Below are 12,319 nucleotides of genomic sequence, written 5' to 3'. Positions count from 1 at the left end.
CACTCGCGCCCCATGGCAAGCTTGGCCCCCCTTTCCCCCCGGCACCCTGCCGGGTTGATCCCCTCGGGAGAACTGTGGCTGCCGCGCGCCAGCCTCACGGCCTGCCTGCGCGCGGCCATGGCGCGTAGCACGGTGGGCCACGCGCTCAGCGATGCGCAGCGCATCAACCGCTTCCCCGCATCCCCCTTGTGCAGCCTGAGCTGGTGGTTTGAAGGCCGCAGCGAGGCCCTGGTGGCCGAGCGCCCCGACACCATGCCCACGCAGCACAGCCCGCGCGAGGCCTACCCCGGCCGCTGGGTGCTTGCAGGCCCGCAGACGCGCCCCACTTCCAGCTACTGCGCAGGGCCCACGCACGCCATGATGGTGATGTTCATGCCCGACGCGCTGCACCAGCTCACCGGCGTGGACCCCGGCGCCCTGACCGACCGCATGGTGGACGCGCAATCCCTGTTGCCGCCCGACTGGCTGGCGCTGTGCGAAACGGTGCAAAACCTGCCCGACAACGCGGCCCGCCTGCAGCACCTGGAAGACTTTCTGGAGCCCCGCTGGCAGGCCTGCCGCCCCGCCCAGACATTGCCCACACAGCGCTACGGCGACTGGGCTGCGCACCTGGCGCAGCGCGCCGCCCTGTCAGCCCCCGGCCGCAGCCTGCGCCAGCTGGAGCGGCGCATCAAGCGCTGGGCCGGGCTGCCCCTGCGCGAGCTGCGCGGCTTTGGCAAGGCCGAGCAGGCGTTCTTCGACACCATCGCGGCCGATGCATCCCAAGGCAGCGTCAAATGGGCAGATGTCGCAGCGAGCGCCGGGTTCTCGGACCAGTCGCACCTGTGCCGCGTCACGCGCCGCATCACGGGCTATGCACCGCAGGCGCTGTATGACGGCATCTATGGGGACGAAGCTTTCTGGGCCTATCGCATCTGGGTGTAGCGCTGCCCAGGTCCTTGCCTGGCATGCAGGCCCGGCGCCCGTATCATCCCCGCCATGCTTGCCAAGTTGATGAGTTTCCTTCTGCTGGGGATCGTGCGGTTTCTCACCGGCTCCCAGGCCCGCTGGTATGGCTGCCCGCCMAAGGCCGAGCAGCGYATCTAYTTYGCCAACCACCAGAGCCACGCCGACMTSGTGMTGATCTGGGCGGCSCTGCCCGARGAGCTGCGCAGCATCACGCGGCCCATCGCTGCCAAGGATTACTGGACGAAGACGCCGTTCCGGCAGTGGATCACCACCGCCGTGTTCAACGCCGTGTATGTGGACCGCCAGGCCACGCCCGCGCGGCCGGTTGCGCCGGTGGCGGCCGAGCCCACTGGGGCACCAGCCACGCCGAGCGATGCAGACACGGCCGCCGCAGGTGGCCCAGACCCATCGCCCGAAGCCCCGCCGCGCGCGCCAACCCCCGAGGAGTTGCGTTCCGCCCTGCCAGAGTCCGACCCGCTGGCCCCGCTGGTGCGCGCGCTCGAGAGCGGCGACTCCATCGTGATCTTCCCGGAAGGCACGCGCGGCCATGGCGACGAGCCCCAGTCGTTCAAATCCGGCCTGTTCAAGCTGGCACAGATGTTTCCSSAGGTGGTGCTGGTGCCCGCATGGATCAACAACGTGCAGCGCGTGATGCCCAAGGGCGAGRTSGTGCCKGTGCCSATCCTGTGYTCSGTSACCTTYGGCGCGCCCATCCAGCTCGAAGCGGGTGAAGAGCGCCGCCCGTTCCTCGACCGCGCGCGCCGCGCCGTCATCGCTCTGCGGGAAGTCTGAGCATGACCCGTCCGAAGCCCCTGACCTTGCCGAATGCTGCGCCCTGGAGCGCGCGCTGACATGAACCAATTCCTGCGCAACCTCACCGCCACCCAGCAGATCGGGGCCTTGTTCCTGGTCGTGTTCGGCATCCTGTCCATCGTCACCGTGTGGGCCTTCGTGCGCAATCTGCGCGAGCACGCCAGCGACGACCCCGAAGCCGAAGCCCGGGCCCTGGAAGCCAAGCGCTTCTGGGGGCTGCTCAAGACCTCCTGGGTCATGGCCACGGTGTTTTGGATCGGCTGGGTGCTGGGCGAAACGGTGGCCACGGTGCTGTTTGCCATCGTGGGCTTTTTTGCGCTGCGCGAGTTCATCACCCTGTCGCCCACGCGCCGGGGCGACCACCGCAGCCTGGTGCTGGCGTTCTTCGTGGTGCTGCCCTTGCAGTTCTGGCTGGTGGGCAGCAAGCACTTCGACCTGTTCACCGTGTTCATCCCGGTGTACGTGTTTCTGGCGCTGCCCGTGGTGAGCGCACTGGCCAACGACCCCCAGCGGTTTCTGGAGCGCAATGCGAAGCTGCAGTGGGGCATCATGGTCTGTGTGTACGGCATGAGCCACGTGCCCGCGCTGCTGCTGCTCGACTTCCCGGGCTACCGCGACAAGGGCGCGTTTCTGGTGTTCTTTCTGGTGTTTGTGGTGCAGACCTGCATGCTGGTGCAGCACCTGCTAGGGCGGCGCTTTCCGCACAAACCGGTGGCGCCGCAAGTGAGCCAGAGCTTTCAGTGGACCAGCTGGCTGGCAGGCGTGGCCGCCGGGGGCCTGGCAGGCGGTCTGCTGACCTTCATCACCCCCTTCAAACCCGGCCAGGCGCTGGGCATGGCGCTGCTGGCCTGCGTGGCGGGCAGCCTGGGGCACCTGGTGATGAAAGCACTCAAACGCGACCGCGGCATCACCAGCTGGGGCATGCAGGGCATGTCCGTCACCGGTGCCGGGGGCTTGCTCGACCGGGTGGATGCGCTGTGTTTTGCAGCGCCCGTGTTCTTCCATTCGGCACGCTGGTACTTCGGCTTGTAGAAGAATCGGCCGATAGCGCTAGTTCCCATTGCCCCAATAGCTATAAAAACGAGAGCAAATGCGCATCCTTGGTATTGACCCCGGCCTGCAGACCACCGGCTTCGGCGTGGTGGACATGGACGGCCACAAGCTCAGCTACGTGGCCAGCGGCACCATCCGCACCACCACCCTCGCGCTGGGCGACTTGCCCGGGCGCCTGAAGATCCTGTTCGACGGCATCACCGAGGTCGCAGCCCGCTACCAGCCCGATGTGGCCTCGGTCGAGATCGTGTTCGTCAACGTCAATCCCCAGTCCACACTGCTGCTGGGACAGGCGCGGGGCGCAGCCATCACCGCCCTGGTGGCCAGCAATCTGCCCGTGGCCGAATACACCGCGCTGCAGATGAAAAAAGCCGTGGTCGGCCACGGCCGCGCCGCCAAAAGCCAGGTGCAGGAAATGGTGCGGCGGCTGTTGCAGCTGCCAGGCCTGCCGGGCACGGACGCAGCCGACGGCCTGGGCATGGCCATCACCCATGCACACGCCGGTTCCGCCATGGGCCGCTTGGGCGAAGCCGCCACGCTGAACCGGCGGCAGCATGCGATGTACAAGGATGGGCGGAGTTACTGAAATCCCGCCATGACCAAAGTCGAAGTACCTAGGTTTGGAGCATCGCCCATACTGCACCTGACAGGCGCACTTGGATCAGTTGCACTGTGAGTAGCCTCGAGGCGGTAGGGATGACGTCTCGCGCGCTACGCGCCTGGCCAAAAGGATCGAAGACTGAACTGCATCAAAGCTGGCCCCGGTCCCAGGCCAGTAGAGGCCACGCGGTCCTGAGCAGAGCGTCAGAATCTGCGGTTTGGTATCAATCTCCGCCCCTTCTCCGCGCTCCACCACCATCTCATAACGGATGGTTGAAGCGGGTTTGCCTCGAAAGGTCTCCAACACGCGTGCGTGATAGATGTGACGCTCCTCGGTCACTACGTCAGCTGCCTCGTGGTGCGCACTTTTATTGTGCAGTGGAGCTATGTCCACACGGGTGTGAACAACAAGGGCCGAGTAGGACGTCTGCGCAATCGCTTTTGCCAGAAACTCCCTTTCGGAAGACGCCATGGCTTCGGCAGAGTTCGTTTCTCCTGCGGCTGGCATCGTCACCGCAAAGGCACCGTCGGTGTTGAACCAGGAACCCGCGATAAATGTGGCTACCAACACGCTAGCGCGCAAACTCATGACTCACTCCCCGCTTCAGACGACGTCCCCTGAAAGACTGGCAAAGATTTGCCCTGCGCCGATCCGGAGGGAAAGGTGAATGCATCCCAGACACTCGCGGGATATCGACTGATATTGACTTCATTGCCCTGGTTGCCTCCGAGCATGAAGTAGTGTTTGCCATCACGGCTCTGGCCGACTGCAAACGCCACGTGCCCTCCGCCAGACCTGCTTTTGATACAGATGGCCCCATAAACTGGACTCTTGAGTTCCACGCCGAAGTTAGACCACTCCTTGGCTCTGAACGCATTTGGAGGAGGCAAGTAGCCGTGCTGGGACATGACCCAAGCCACGAACGATCCACACCAAGCGTCCTTCTTGCCAGAATCGTCTTTGGCCCAGTATTTGGCGGCCTTGTGATACTCCATGATGCGCGGATTGGCGCTGGCACCTGCCACTTCTTTCTGACCCAGTTCGCGTTCGGCCGTCGCGATCCAAGGAGCCCCCAAATCAGCGCTGGAGGGCGCGGGGTTGGTCAAGGCAAGCTTCGATTGCACCGTGTTTTCGGCGTCAGCCCGGCACATGAGCTCGGTCATTGTTTTGCTGCCAGGCCGAATCAACCCATCCGGACGCGTTATGCCTATGCTGCGTTGAAAGGCCTGAATCTTGAAAATGGTCCGCGCCCCGGGCGAACCATCTGCCACCAGTTGCTGAACACCCGGCATGTCAATCTCGTTCAGCAACCGCTGAACGATCATGGTGTCGTTCAAGGAATTGCGGCCGCCTTGGCCAACGGTATCCGTGATCATCGGCGTCTCCTATGCGCTCGCTGGATGTTCAAGGCTTTCACGCCAACTGCGTCTTCATCCGCTCCGCCCGCTCCTTCGGTGAGGGGTGGGTGGACAGAAAGTTGCTCGAATCACCGCCCGACATCGCGGCCAGCTTTTCCAGTGCGCTCACGCAGGCGCCAGGCTGGTAGCGCTTGGCTTTCATGAAGCCCATCGCGTAATCGTCGGCCTCGCGTTCGTTGCTTTGGGAGTGCTGGGCGCGCACCACTTTTTCAAACAGATCGCCCAATTGCGAGTCGGCGATGGCGCCGGCGCGGCTGTTGCTGGACGAGACGGCATTGCGCAGGGCGCTGGTGCGCAGGGCCGCCTGGATGCGGGCCTTGCTGTGGCCCTTTTTGACGTGGCCGATTTCGTGGCCGATGACGTAGCGCACTTCGTCATCGGTGAACTTGTCCATCAGGCCCGAGTACACACGGATGGTGCCGTTGGCCATGGCAAAGGCATTGATGTCTGGGGTGAGGTAGACCTTGAAGTTCATCTTCAGGCCGTCATACGTGCCCAAGCCCGCCGTGAGTTTGTTCAGGCGCGTGGCGTAAGGGTTGCCGGCGGGGGCAATGCGGTTTTGGCGGTCGCTTTCAGCGGCCATCTGGTCAAAGGCAGCCTTGACCTCGTCGTCGGTCAGCGACTCGGATTTGGCCAGGTCCTTGCCCGCGTCGAGCATCTTGCCCAGGTCAAACTGTGCCCAGACGGGCGATACGGCACTCACGCCGGATGCCAGGGTCACAAGCGTCAGTAGTTGGCGGCGGTCCATCGAATTCCCTCTCTCTTCTTTATCGTTGCTTTAGGTATGGATGTTTTATCGAGCAACCTTGTGCAAGCAAAGGTTCTCAAGTGCGCCGAAATATAGCGACGCCACCTCCTGATTCCGGCGGTGGGTCCTGTCTGCAGATGTAAGAGCTGTGTGCCGATGCTCGGTGCGGTCAGTGCGCCAAAGCGTCGTTCACGTGCGCTCTAAAAAGGGTATCGCTGGCGACACATCCACCTTCGCGCGGCGCGACGCGCGCAGCGGCAGAGGATTGCTGCTTCAGAAGGCCGAACGGCTTGGCAGAAAATGCCACCACCCGGGGTGGTGCGGCTCAGCGCCCCAGCCCGCGCTTGAGCTCCTTGAGCAGCAGCAGCACCTGGTTGGATGCGTGTCGGCAACTGCCGTTGAGCAGCTGCGCCGCCTTGGGCTGGTCGCCCGACTGGAAAGCTGTCACCACGTCGGCCGCCTGCTGGTGAAAGTATTTGTGCCGCGCCACCAGCATGTCGAACGCTGGGTAATGCCCCAGGCGCACCCGGCCCGTGCCGTAGAGCCATCGGCCCAGGTCACAGCGGTCGTCCTGGCAGATGCGTTCGGGCCGCATGACTTCGTCGGAGCGCCCGTTGACCATGTCTTGCAGCTGCAGGCGCCAGCGCTCGTGGCTGGCAATGGCGGCGTCGATGTCGATCTCGGTCATCAGCGTGGCCGCGTACTCGGCATCCAGCACCAGTTCACTGCCGTTGTCTTCCATGGCCCAGGTGGTCTCGGGGCTGGTGGGGTCCTGCTCCCGGATCTTGAACAAGCGGCTGAAAAAACCCATGCGTCATCCCTTTTGCGCGACTGGCCCGCGCAGCGCGAAATGGCGGCCAGCGCGGAAATGTCTTGAAACATTCTGTGGCGCCTCCGCCGTTTTGGCTACCAAAAAATGGCCCCTTCGTAAAAATGTGCGTGGGCAACCCTGCTGCCACTGCCAGCTCTGCGCCTACCGCCTGCACAAAAGCAACGGCAGCCGGACAATGCATGCATGACTTCCACTCCCCGCCGCCCTGCCCTTTCCATGCTTGATCTGGTGGCCGTCCGCGAAGGCGGCACCGTGGCCGATGCGCTGCAGATTGCGCTGCGCACCGCTCAGCATGCCGAAAAACTGGGCTTTGCCCGCTACTGGCTGGCCGAGCACCACAACATGGCGGGCATTGCCAGCTCCGCCACCGCCGTGCTGGTAGGCCACATTGCCGGTGGCACCTCGCGCATCCGCGTCGGGTCGGGCGGCGTGATGCTGCCCAACCATGCCCCGCTGGTGGTGGCCGAGGCCTTTGGCACGCTGGCCGAGTTGTACCCCGGCCGCATTGACCTAGGCCTGGGCCGCGCGCCGGGCACCGACCCCACCACCATGCGAGCACTGCGCCGCAACCGGGTGGAAACCGAAGAAGACTTTCCGCGCGACGTGGCCGAGTTGCAGCGCCTGCTGGCCCCTGCCGAGCCCGGCCAGCGCCTGATTGCCATGCCAGGTGCGGGCACCAATGTGCCGATCTGGCTGCTGGGCTCCAGCCTGTTTTCGGCCCAGCTGGCAGCCGAGCGCGGTTTGCCGTACGCGTTCGCCTCACACTTTGCGCCGCGCCTGCTGCACCAGGCCATCGACCTGTACCGCAATCTGTACCGGCCGTCTGCCGCCTGGCCCAAGCCCTATGTGGCCATTGGCGTGCCGCTGATCGCTGCCCCCACGGACGAAGAGGCCGACTACCTGGCCAGCAGCACCTACCAGCGCGTGCTCGGCATCTTGACGGGTGACCGCCGCCGCCTGCTGCCGCCCATCGAGAACTACGCCGCGCGCCTGCAACCCCAAGAGCGTGAAGCGATTGGCGACTTTTTGGCTGCGGCCGTGATTGGCGGGCCGGACACGGTGCGTGCAGGGCTGGCCAGCCTGAGCGAAGCCACAGGCGCCGACGAGCTGATGCTGGTGAGCGATGTGTACGACCCTGCGCTGCGTCTGCGCTCGCTGGACATTGCGGCCAAGGCCCACGCCACACTGGGCCAGGCCGCCGTCGCGGCCTGAGCACCTGGGCAGCCGGGGGGCGCCTGGGCGCCGCTCTTGGTCTTCAGCGCGCCAGGTAGCCGCCATCCACGGGGTAGTACGCCCCGGTCACAAACGACGCCTTGCTGGACGCGAGCCAGGTCACCAGCTCGGCCACCTCCTCGGGCTGCCCCAGGCGGCCGATGGGGTGGGCGCCAACCAGCATGGCGTTGATGCCGGCGTCCTGCTCCAACCCGCTGATCATGGGCGTGTGGATGAAAGCAGGGCCCACGGCATTGACGCGCACGCCGTGCGCGCTGTATTCGATGGCCGCAGCCTTGGTCAGCCCCACCACGCCGTGCTTGGCCGCCGTATAGGCGGGCGCCGTGGCAAAGCCCACCGAACCCAGGATGGACGCCATGTTGATGATGGCGCCGCCACCGTTCTTCAGCATCGCGGCGATCTGGTACTTCATGCCGTAGAACACGCCCGACAGGTTGATGTTGATGACCTGCGCCCAGCCGTCCAGCGGGTAGTCGGCCGTAGGCGCCTGCGGGCCGCCGATGCCCGCGTTGTTGCAGGCCACGTCCAGGCGGCCGTAGTGGGCGACGGTGCGCTGCACCAGCGCCTCGCAGTCCTCGGGCTTGCCCACGTCGGCCGCCACAAAGATCGTATCGCCCCCGGCTGCGCGCACCAGCGCGGCGGTTTCCTCGCTCGCCTGCACATTCACATCCGACACCACCACCTTGGCACCTTCACGCGCCCACACCAGCGCAATCGCGCGGCCGATGCCCGACGATGCGCCCGTTACCAATGCCACCTTGTTCTTCAGCATGAAAGACCCCTTGTTCGTTCCAAACGCCTGCAACCTGATGCCACAGATCAACTTTCATTCTGCGCGTGCCATGCGTCAGCGCCTTGACCTGTGTCATGCCCCGGGCAAGGGAGTCGAGTGGAAGCCCCCGGCCTTGGGTAGCGGCTACCATCAGGGTCTGCCAAGCCTGCGGCGGACATCCGTCCGTTGCAGGACTGCCTGATTTCCACGCCAACGCCCCACCACCCACGCCCGCATTTGCATGCCTGCTTTTTCCTTTGAAGCCCTGGACGCCCAGGGCCAGACCCGCAAAGGCCTCCTGGAGGCTGACACCGCCAAGGCCGCACGCAGCCTGCTGCGGGCCCAGGCGCTGGTGCCACTGGCGGTGGAGCTGGTGCAGACGGGCCAGTCGCTGGACGGCCGGTCCGCCAGCCTGGGCCAGCGCCTGTTCACCCGGCCGGTGTTCAGCGCGACGGGGCTGGCCATCTGGACACGGCAGATCGCCGGGCTGGTGTCGTCGGGCCTGCCGCTGGAGCGCGCGCTCACAGCGCTGTCCGAAGAAGCCGACGATGAACGCCAGCGCCACCTGGTCGCCGCCCTGCGCGCCGAGGTCAATGCGGGCGCCACTTTTGCCCGCGCACTTTCGCAGCACCCGCGCGAGTTCTCTGACATCTACTGCGCCGTGATCGGCGCGGGCGAGCACAGCGGCAACCTGGGCCTAGTGCTGGAGCGCCTGGCCGACGACCTGGAAGAGCGCCAGGCGCTTAAGGCCAAGCTGGTGGGCGCTGCGCTGTACCCAGCCATCGTGACCCTGGTGGCCATCGTGATCGTGTTGTTCCTGGTGGGCTATGTGGTGCCGCAGGTGGCCAGCGTGTTTGCAGGCACCAAGCGGGCGTTGCCATTCCTGACAGTGGCCATGCTGGGCCTCAGCGCCTTTGTGCGCAGCTATGGCTGGGTGATGTTGATTGCTTTTATTTTGATAGCGCTTGGGACAAGATGGGCGCTCACCATCGGCCATATTCGCGAGAAATTCGATGCTGCGTGGCTCAATCTGCCCCTGGTGGGCAAACTGGCGCGCGGCTACAACGCAGCACGGTTTGCCGGCACGCTGGCCATGCTGGCAGGCGCCGGGGTGCCGATCCTGAAGGCCTTGCAGGCGGCTGCTGAAACGCTGAACAACCGCGCGCTGCGGGCCGACGCGCTCGACGCCCTGGTGCTGGTGCGCGAGGGAGCTCCGCTGGCCTCGGCCCTGGCCCAAAAGAAACGCTTTCCGGGCCTGCTGTCGATGTTTGCACGCCTGGGCGAACAGACCGGACAACTGCCCGTGATGCTGCAGCGCGCGGCCCGCCAGCTCTCGGCAGAGGTCCAGCGCCGCGCCATGGCCCTGGCTACGATCCTGGAGCCGCTGCTCATCGTGGGCATGGGCCTGATCGTGATGCTCATCGTGCTGGCCGTGCTGCTGCCGATCATCCAGCTCAACCAGTTTGTAAAGTGACCTTATGGCCGTGACGCTCGACGACAAGCTGGTAGTCGCGATTTCCTCGCGCGCGCTGTTCAATTTTGAGGAAGAAAACCGCGTCTTCGAAAAGGACAACGACCGCGCCTACGTGGACATGCAGCGCCAGCGGCTCGACGTACCTGCTGCGCCGGGCGTGGCGTTTTCACTGGTGCGCAAGCTGCTCGCGTTCAATACCTCCGAGCACCAGCGCGTGGAGGTGGTGCTGCTGTCGCGCAATGACCCGGTGAGCGGCATGCGCGTGTTCCGCTCGTGCCATGCCCATGGGCTGCCCACCATCCGGCGCGGTGTGTTCACGCAAGGGCGCGACCCGTTTCGCTACCTGCGGCCGCTGGGTGCACACCTTTTCCTGTCCGCCAACGAGGCGGACGTGCGCGAGGCCTTGCACCTGGGCTACCCGGCAGCGCGGGTGGTGACGGAGTCGGTGCAGGCGGGCGACTCCAACCCCAACGAAGTGCGGATTGCCTTTGACGGCGACGCCGTGTTGTTCTCCGATGAGGCCGAGCGCGTGTACCAGGCGGAGGGGCTGGCCGCCTTCCAGCAGCACGAGACCGACAAGGCCGCACAGCCCCTGCCCGACGGCCCGTTCAAACCCCTGCTGGCCGCCTTGCACCGCCTGCAGTCTGCGGGCGAGGCCGGTGGCACCGGCATGCGCATCCGCACCGCGCTCGTCACCGCCCGCAGCGCCCCCGCGCACGAGCGCGCCATCCGCACCCTGATGGACTGGAACATTGCGGTGGACGAAGCCATGTTCCTGGGCGGCCTGCCCAAGGGCGAATTTCTGCGCGAGTTCGAACCCGATTTCTTCTTTGACGACCAGACCGGCCACGTCACGTCGGCAGCGCGCCACGTGCCTGCGGGCCATGTGAACAGCGGCATCTCGAATCCGGTGCGGGTCGCAGGGAACTGACCCGCAGGAGCCTCGGCTGCAGGCCGGCGCGCCGTGCCACCCTGCACCCAACCCTTGGGAAAAGTTCTGCAAAGACTTGCAACGCCCGGTGAAAGCCTGCAAAGCCCCGGTTGCAAACCACCGACCTCGCCCCCCCATGTGCCACCATGGCAGTTGAGACTTCGAAGGAGAACACATTGCGCATTCGCACATCCCTGGCGTCCATGGGGTTGCAAAGGCCGGTACTGGCGACGGTGGCCCTGTTGGCAGCCTGTGCAGCACTGGCACAAACGCCCCCACCAGCACCGGCCCCTCCAGCGGAGACACACGCCGCCACAGAGCCCGCAGCGGCAGTGAGCCCGGGCGAGCTGAAGGCCCAACGTGAATTCAAGATGCTGGACTTCAACGGGGACGGCAAGCTCAGCCGCTCTGAGGTGAAGCTGTTCCCGCGCCTGGCGGCGGCCTTTGACGAGGCCGACACGGATGGCGATGGCTTTGTGTCATATGCCGAAGTCCGTGCCTTCGCCGCCAAGTACCGCGCCGAGCGTGATCGCCAGCGAGCAGCGGCACAAGCGGCTGCGACGTCGGCGGCACCGGCTGCGCCGCCCCCTGCGCCAGAAACCCGTCCGTGAGGAACGCTGATTGCACTTTGCCAAGCGGCAAAGCCCAAAAAATCAGTCCAATCGACTTGGAGCGCTAGTGCAATATACGCTACAAGCTATCTATTTGATAGCAAAAAAATACCTGACGCATCGAGGCAGTACCCACAGCTTCCGTGCGCACGGCACCGTGCACCCACTGCATGCAGCGCCTGTACGTCACAGTTTGCCGCTGCGCAGTGGCTTCGCTGCACTGCACCGGGCTCGCCACCGCACGCAATGGGCCGCCTTCAGGGCAGGCAGCCCGGCAGCGCCAGCTGCTCAGGCGCCACCGGTGCGCTTGACCTTGGGGTCGGTGTAGGTCAGCGGCTCGTTCTTGGCCTGCTGGGCCAGGCGCTCCTGCAAGGTCATCTTGTTGACGTCCTGCGCTACCTCTACCGCGCTGCCGCTGGCGCGCCACATCGACTGGATGAACTCCAGCAGTTGTTTGTAGATCGGCTCTTTGGGAGGCTCCGGCGGCTCTTCGACGGTGTCTTTCTTTTTTACCGCCGTCCAGTCCCGGTTGGGCGCATCGGGCGCCGAGGGTTTGTCCGGCTCGCGCACGATCGCCCCCTCACCCATCCGGTCCATGGACTCGACAGGGTTGGGAGCGTTGATGGGACRCACCGGAGGCGCACCCGAGGCGCCAGTGGAATACAAATCAGCGCCCTGAGGACGCCAGGACGGCGATCGATCGACAGGTGGCATTTGCATGACATTGGCCCGTAGTTGAACAAAAGGTACAGAGGGTCTTTCGGCCTCTTCGTACATTCATTACGGCAAAAAGAAGGGTGAATTTAGGTCTTTTTCACCGATTGAACGAAATTTAGGGTTTTCCCTAGTAAAAAGCCAGCTTTTTGGGACGGTTCGGCGTCAGGC

The 12,319-nt window shown here is 64.9% G+C and carries 14 protein-coding genes; 8 read left to right on the top strand and 6 right to left on the bottom strand.

Annotated features, from left to right (window positions below):
- The first annotated feature begins 12 nt into the window (after positions 1–12).
- Genes AC04MI_RS12265 through ruvC form a run of 4 tightly spaced genes read left to right on the top strand, consistent with a single transcriptional unit; the run spans position 13 to position 3,400 of the window.
- Positions 13–924 carry an AraC family transcriptional regulator gene (locus tag AC04MI_RS12265; RefSeq protein WP_436077600.1) on the top strand — a complete coding sequence of 304 codons (912 nt, stop codon included), beginning with the start codon at positions 13–15 and terminating at the stop codon, positions 922–924.
- A 54-nt stretch (positions 925–978) separates the two neighbouring features.
- Positions 979–1,740, top strand: a complete 762-nt coding sequence (locus AC04MI_RS12260; protein WP_476497876.1) for a lysophospholipid acyltransferase family protein — start codon at positions 979–981, stop codon at positions 1,738–1,740.
- 60 nt (positions 1,741–1,800) lie between these two features.
- Complete coding sequence (locus AC04MI_RS12255; RefSeq protein ID WP_056066583.1) at positions 1,801–2,793, top strand: phosphatidate cytidylyltransferase; 993 nt, start codon at positions 1,801–1,803, stop codon at positions 2,791–2,793.
- A gap of 58 nt (positions 2,794–2,851) precedes the next feature.
- Positions 2,852–3,400: a crossover junction endodeoxyribonuclease RuvC gene (gene ruvC, locus AC04MI_RS12250; RefSeq protein WP_056066401.1), complete on the top strand. Its 549-nt coding sequence runs from the start codon at positions 2,852–2,854 to the stop codon at positions 3,398–3,400.
- A 75-nt stretch (positions 3,401–3,475) separates the two neighbouring features.
- Here ruvC and AC04MI_RS12245 read toward each other — a convergent pair whose 3' ends face one another.
- The 4 genes from AC04MI_RS12245 to AC04MI_RS12230 form a co-directional block, all read right to left on the bottom strand.
- Entirely contained in the window at positions 3,476–4,003 is a 528-nt protein-coding gene (locus AC04MI_RS12245; protein WP_436077599.1) for a hypothetical protein, read from the bottom strand.
- Positions 4,000–4,791: an NlpC/P60 family protein gene (locus AC04MI_RS12240; protein ID WP_056066407.1), complete on the bottom strand. Its 792-nt coding sequence runs from the start codon at positions 4,789–4,791 to the stop codon at positions 4,000–4,002. Before AC04MI_RS12240 ends, AC04MI_RS12245 begins: the two co-directional genes overlap by 4 nt.
- 37 nt (positions 4,792–4,828) lie before the next feature.
- Positions 4,829–5,581, bottom strand: coding sequence for a M48 family metallopeptidase (locus tag AC04MI_RS12235; protein WP_056066410.1), 753 nt, complete (start codon positions 5,579–5,581; stop codon positions 4,829–4,831).
- A gap of 325 nt (positions 5,582–5,906) precedes the next feature.
- Positions 5,907–6,392 carry a CZB domain-containing protein gene (locus tag AC04MI_RS12230; protein ID WP_015015652.1) on the bottom strand — a complete coding sequence of 162 codons (486 nt, stop codon included), beginning with the start codon at positions 6,390–6,392 and terminating at the stop codon, positions 5,907–5,909.
- Between the two features lie 204 nt (positions 6,393–6,596).
- Here AC04MI_RS12230 and AC04MI_RS12225 point away from each other — a divergent pair, with 204 nt between their 5' ends.
- Positions 6,597–7,625 carry an LLM class flavin-dependent oxidoreductase gene (locus tag AC04MI_RS12225; protein ID WP_436077598.1) on the top strand — a complete coding sequence of 343 codons (1,029 nt, stop codon included), beginning with the start codon at positions 6,597–6,599 and terminating at the stop codon, positions 7,623–7,625.
- Positions 7,626–7,668: 43 nt separating this feature from the next.
- Here the strand turns inward: AC04MI_RS12225 and AC04MI_RS12220 are convergent, their stop codons facing one another.
- Positions 7,669–8,418, bottom strand: coding sequence for an SDR family NAD(P)-dependent oxidoreductase (locus AC04MI_RS12220; protein WP_436077597.1), 750 nt, complete (start codon positions 8,416–8,418; stop codon positions 7,669–7,671).
- 241 nt (positions 8,419–8,659) lie between these two features.
- On the opposite strand from AC04MI_RS12220, the gene gspF reads away from it, so the two are divergent.
- The 3 genes from gspF (at position 8,660) to AC04MI_RS12205 (ending at position 11,434) form a co-directional block, all read left to right on the top strand.
- Positions 8,660–9,892 (top strand): type II secretion system inner membrane protein GspF, encoded by a 1,233-nt coding sequence (gene gspF, locus AC04MI_RS12215; RefSeq protein WP_146871643.1) that lies wholly within the window; start codon positions 8,660–8,662, stop codon positions 9,890–9,892.
- Between the two features lie 4 nt (positions 9,893–9,896).
- Positions 9,897–10,823 carry a 5'-nucleotidase gene (locus AC04MI_RS12210; RefSeq protein ID WP_436077596.1) on the top strand — a complete coding sequence of 309 codons (927 nt, stop codon included), beginning with the start codon at positions 9,897–9,899 and terminating at the stop codon, positions 10,821–10,823.
- Positions 10,824–11,026: 203 nt separating this feature from the next.
- On the top strand, positions 11,027–11,434 hold the full coding sequence (locus tag AC04MI_RS12205) for an EF-hand domain-containing protein (RefSeq protein ID WP_056066421.1): 408 nt from the start codon (positions 11,027–11,029) through the stop codon (positions 11,432–11,434).
- 288 nt (positions 11,435–11,722) lie between these two features.
- Here the strand turns inward: AC04MI_RS12205 and AC04MI_RS12200 are convergent, their stop codons facing one another.
- A complete protein-coding gene (locus AC04MI_RS12200) occupies positions 11,723–12,154 on the bottom strand; it encodes a hypothetical protein (protein ID WP_476497875.1) in 432 nt (143 codons plus the stop codon).
- Between the last annotated feature and the right edge of the window lie 165 nt (positions 12,155–12,319).

This window comes from Acidovorax sp. LjRoot204 (assembly GCF_056175785.1).
The sequence above is the reverse complement of the archived record's forward strand: the minus strand, read 5'-3'. Positions and strand labels throughout refer to the sequence as shown.

Excerpts from the sequence above, each read along its gene's own strand:
- AC04MI_RS12265 (WP_436077600.1), top strand. The coding sequence starts at position 13 with ATGGCAAGCTTGGCCCCCCTTTCCCCCCGGCACCCTGCCGGGTTGATC.
- AC04MI_RS12255 (WP_056066583.1), top strand. The coding sequence starts at position 1,801 with ATGAACCAATTCCTGCGCAACCTCACCGCCACCCAGCAGATCGGGGCC.
- ruvC (WP_056066401.1), top strand. The coding sequence starts at position 2,852 with ATGCGCATCCTTGGTATTGACCCCGGCCTGCAGACCACCGGCTTCGGC.
- AC04MI_RS12245 (WP_436077599.1), bottom strand. The coding sequence starts at position 4,003 with ATGAGTTTGCGCGCTAGCGTGTTGGTAGCCACATTTATCGCGGGTTCC.
- AC04MI_RS12240 (WP_056066407.1), bottom strand. The coding sequence starts at position 4,791 with ATGATCACGGATACCGTTGGCCAAGGCGGCCGCAATTCCTTGAACGAC.
- AC04MI_RS12235 (WP_056066410.1), bottom strand. The coding sequence starts at position 5,581 with ATGGACCGCCGCCAACTACTGACGCTTGTGACCCTGGCATCCGGCGTG.
- AC04MI_RS12230 (WP_015015652.1), bottom strand. The coding sequence starts at position 6,392 with ATGGGTTTTTTCAGCCGCTTGTTCAAGATCCGGGAGCAGGACCCCACC.
- AC04MI_RS12225 (WP_436077598.1), top strand. The coding sequence starts at position 6,597 with ATGACTTCCACTCCCCGCCGCCCTGCCCTTTCCATGCTTGATCTGGTG.
- AC04MI_RS12220 (WP_436077597.1), bottom strand. The coding sequence starts at position 8,418 with ATGCTGAAGAACAAGGTGGCATTGGTAACGGGCGCATCGTCGGGCATC.
- gspF (WP_146871643.1), top strand. The coding sequence starts at position 8,660 with ATGCCTGCTTTTTCCTTTGAAGCCCTGGACGCCCAGGGCCAGACCCGC.
- AC04MI_RS12210 (WP_436077596.1), top strand. The coding sequence starts at position 9,897 with ATGGCCGTGACGCTCGACGACAAGCTGGTAGTCGCGATTTCCTCGCGC.
- AC04MI_RS12205 (WP_056066421.1), top strand. The coding sequence starts at position 11,027 with ATGGGGTTGCAAAGGCCGGTACTGGCGACGGTGGCCCTGTTGGCAGCC.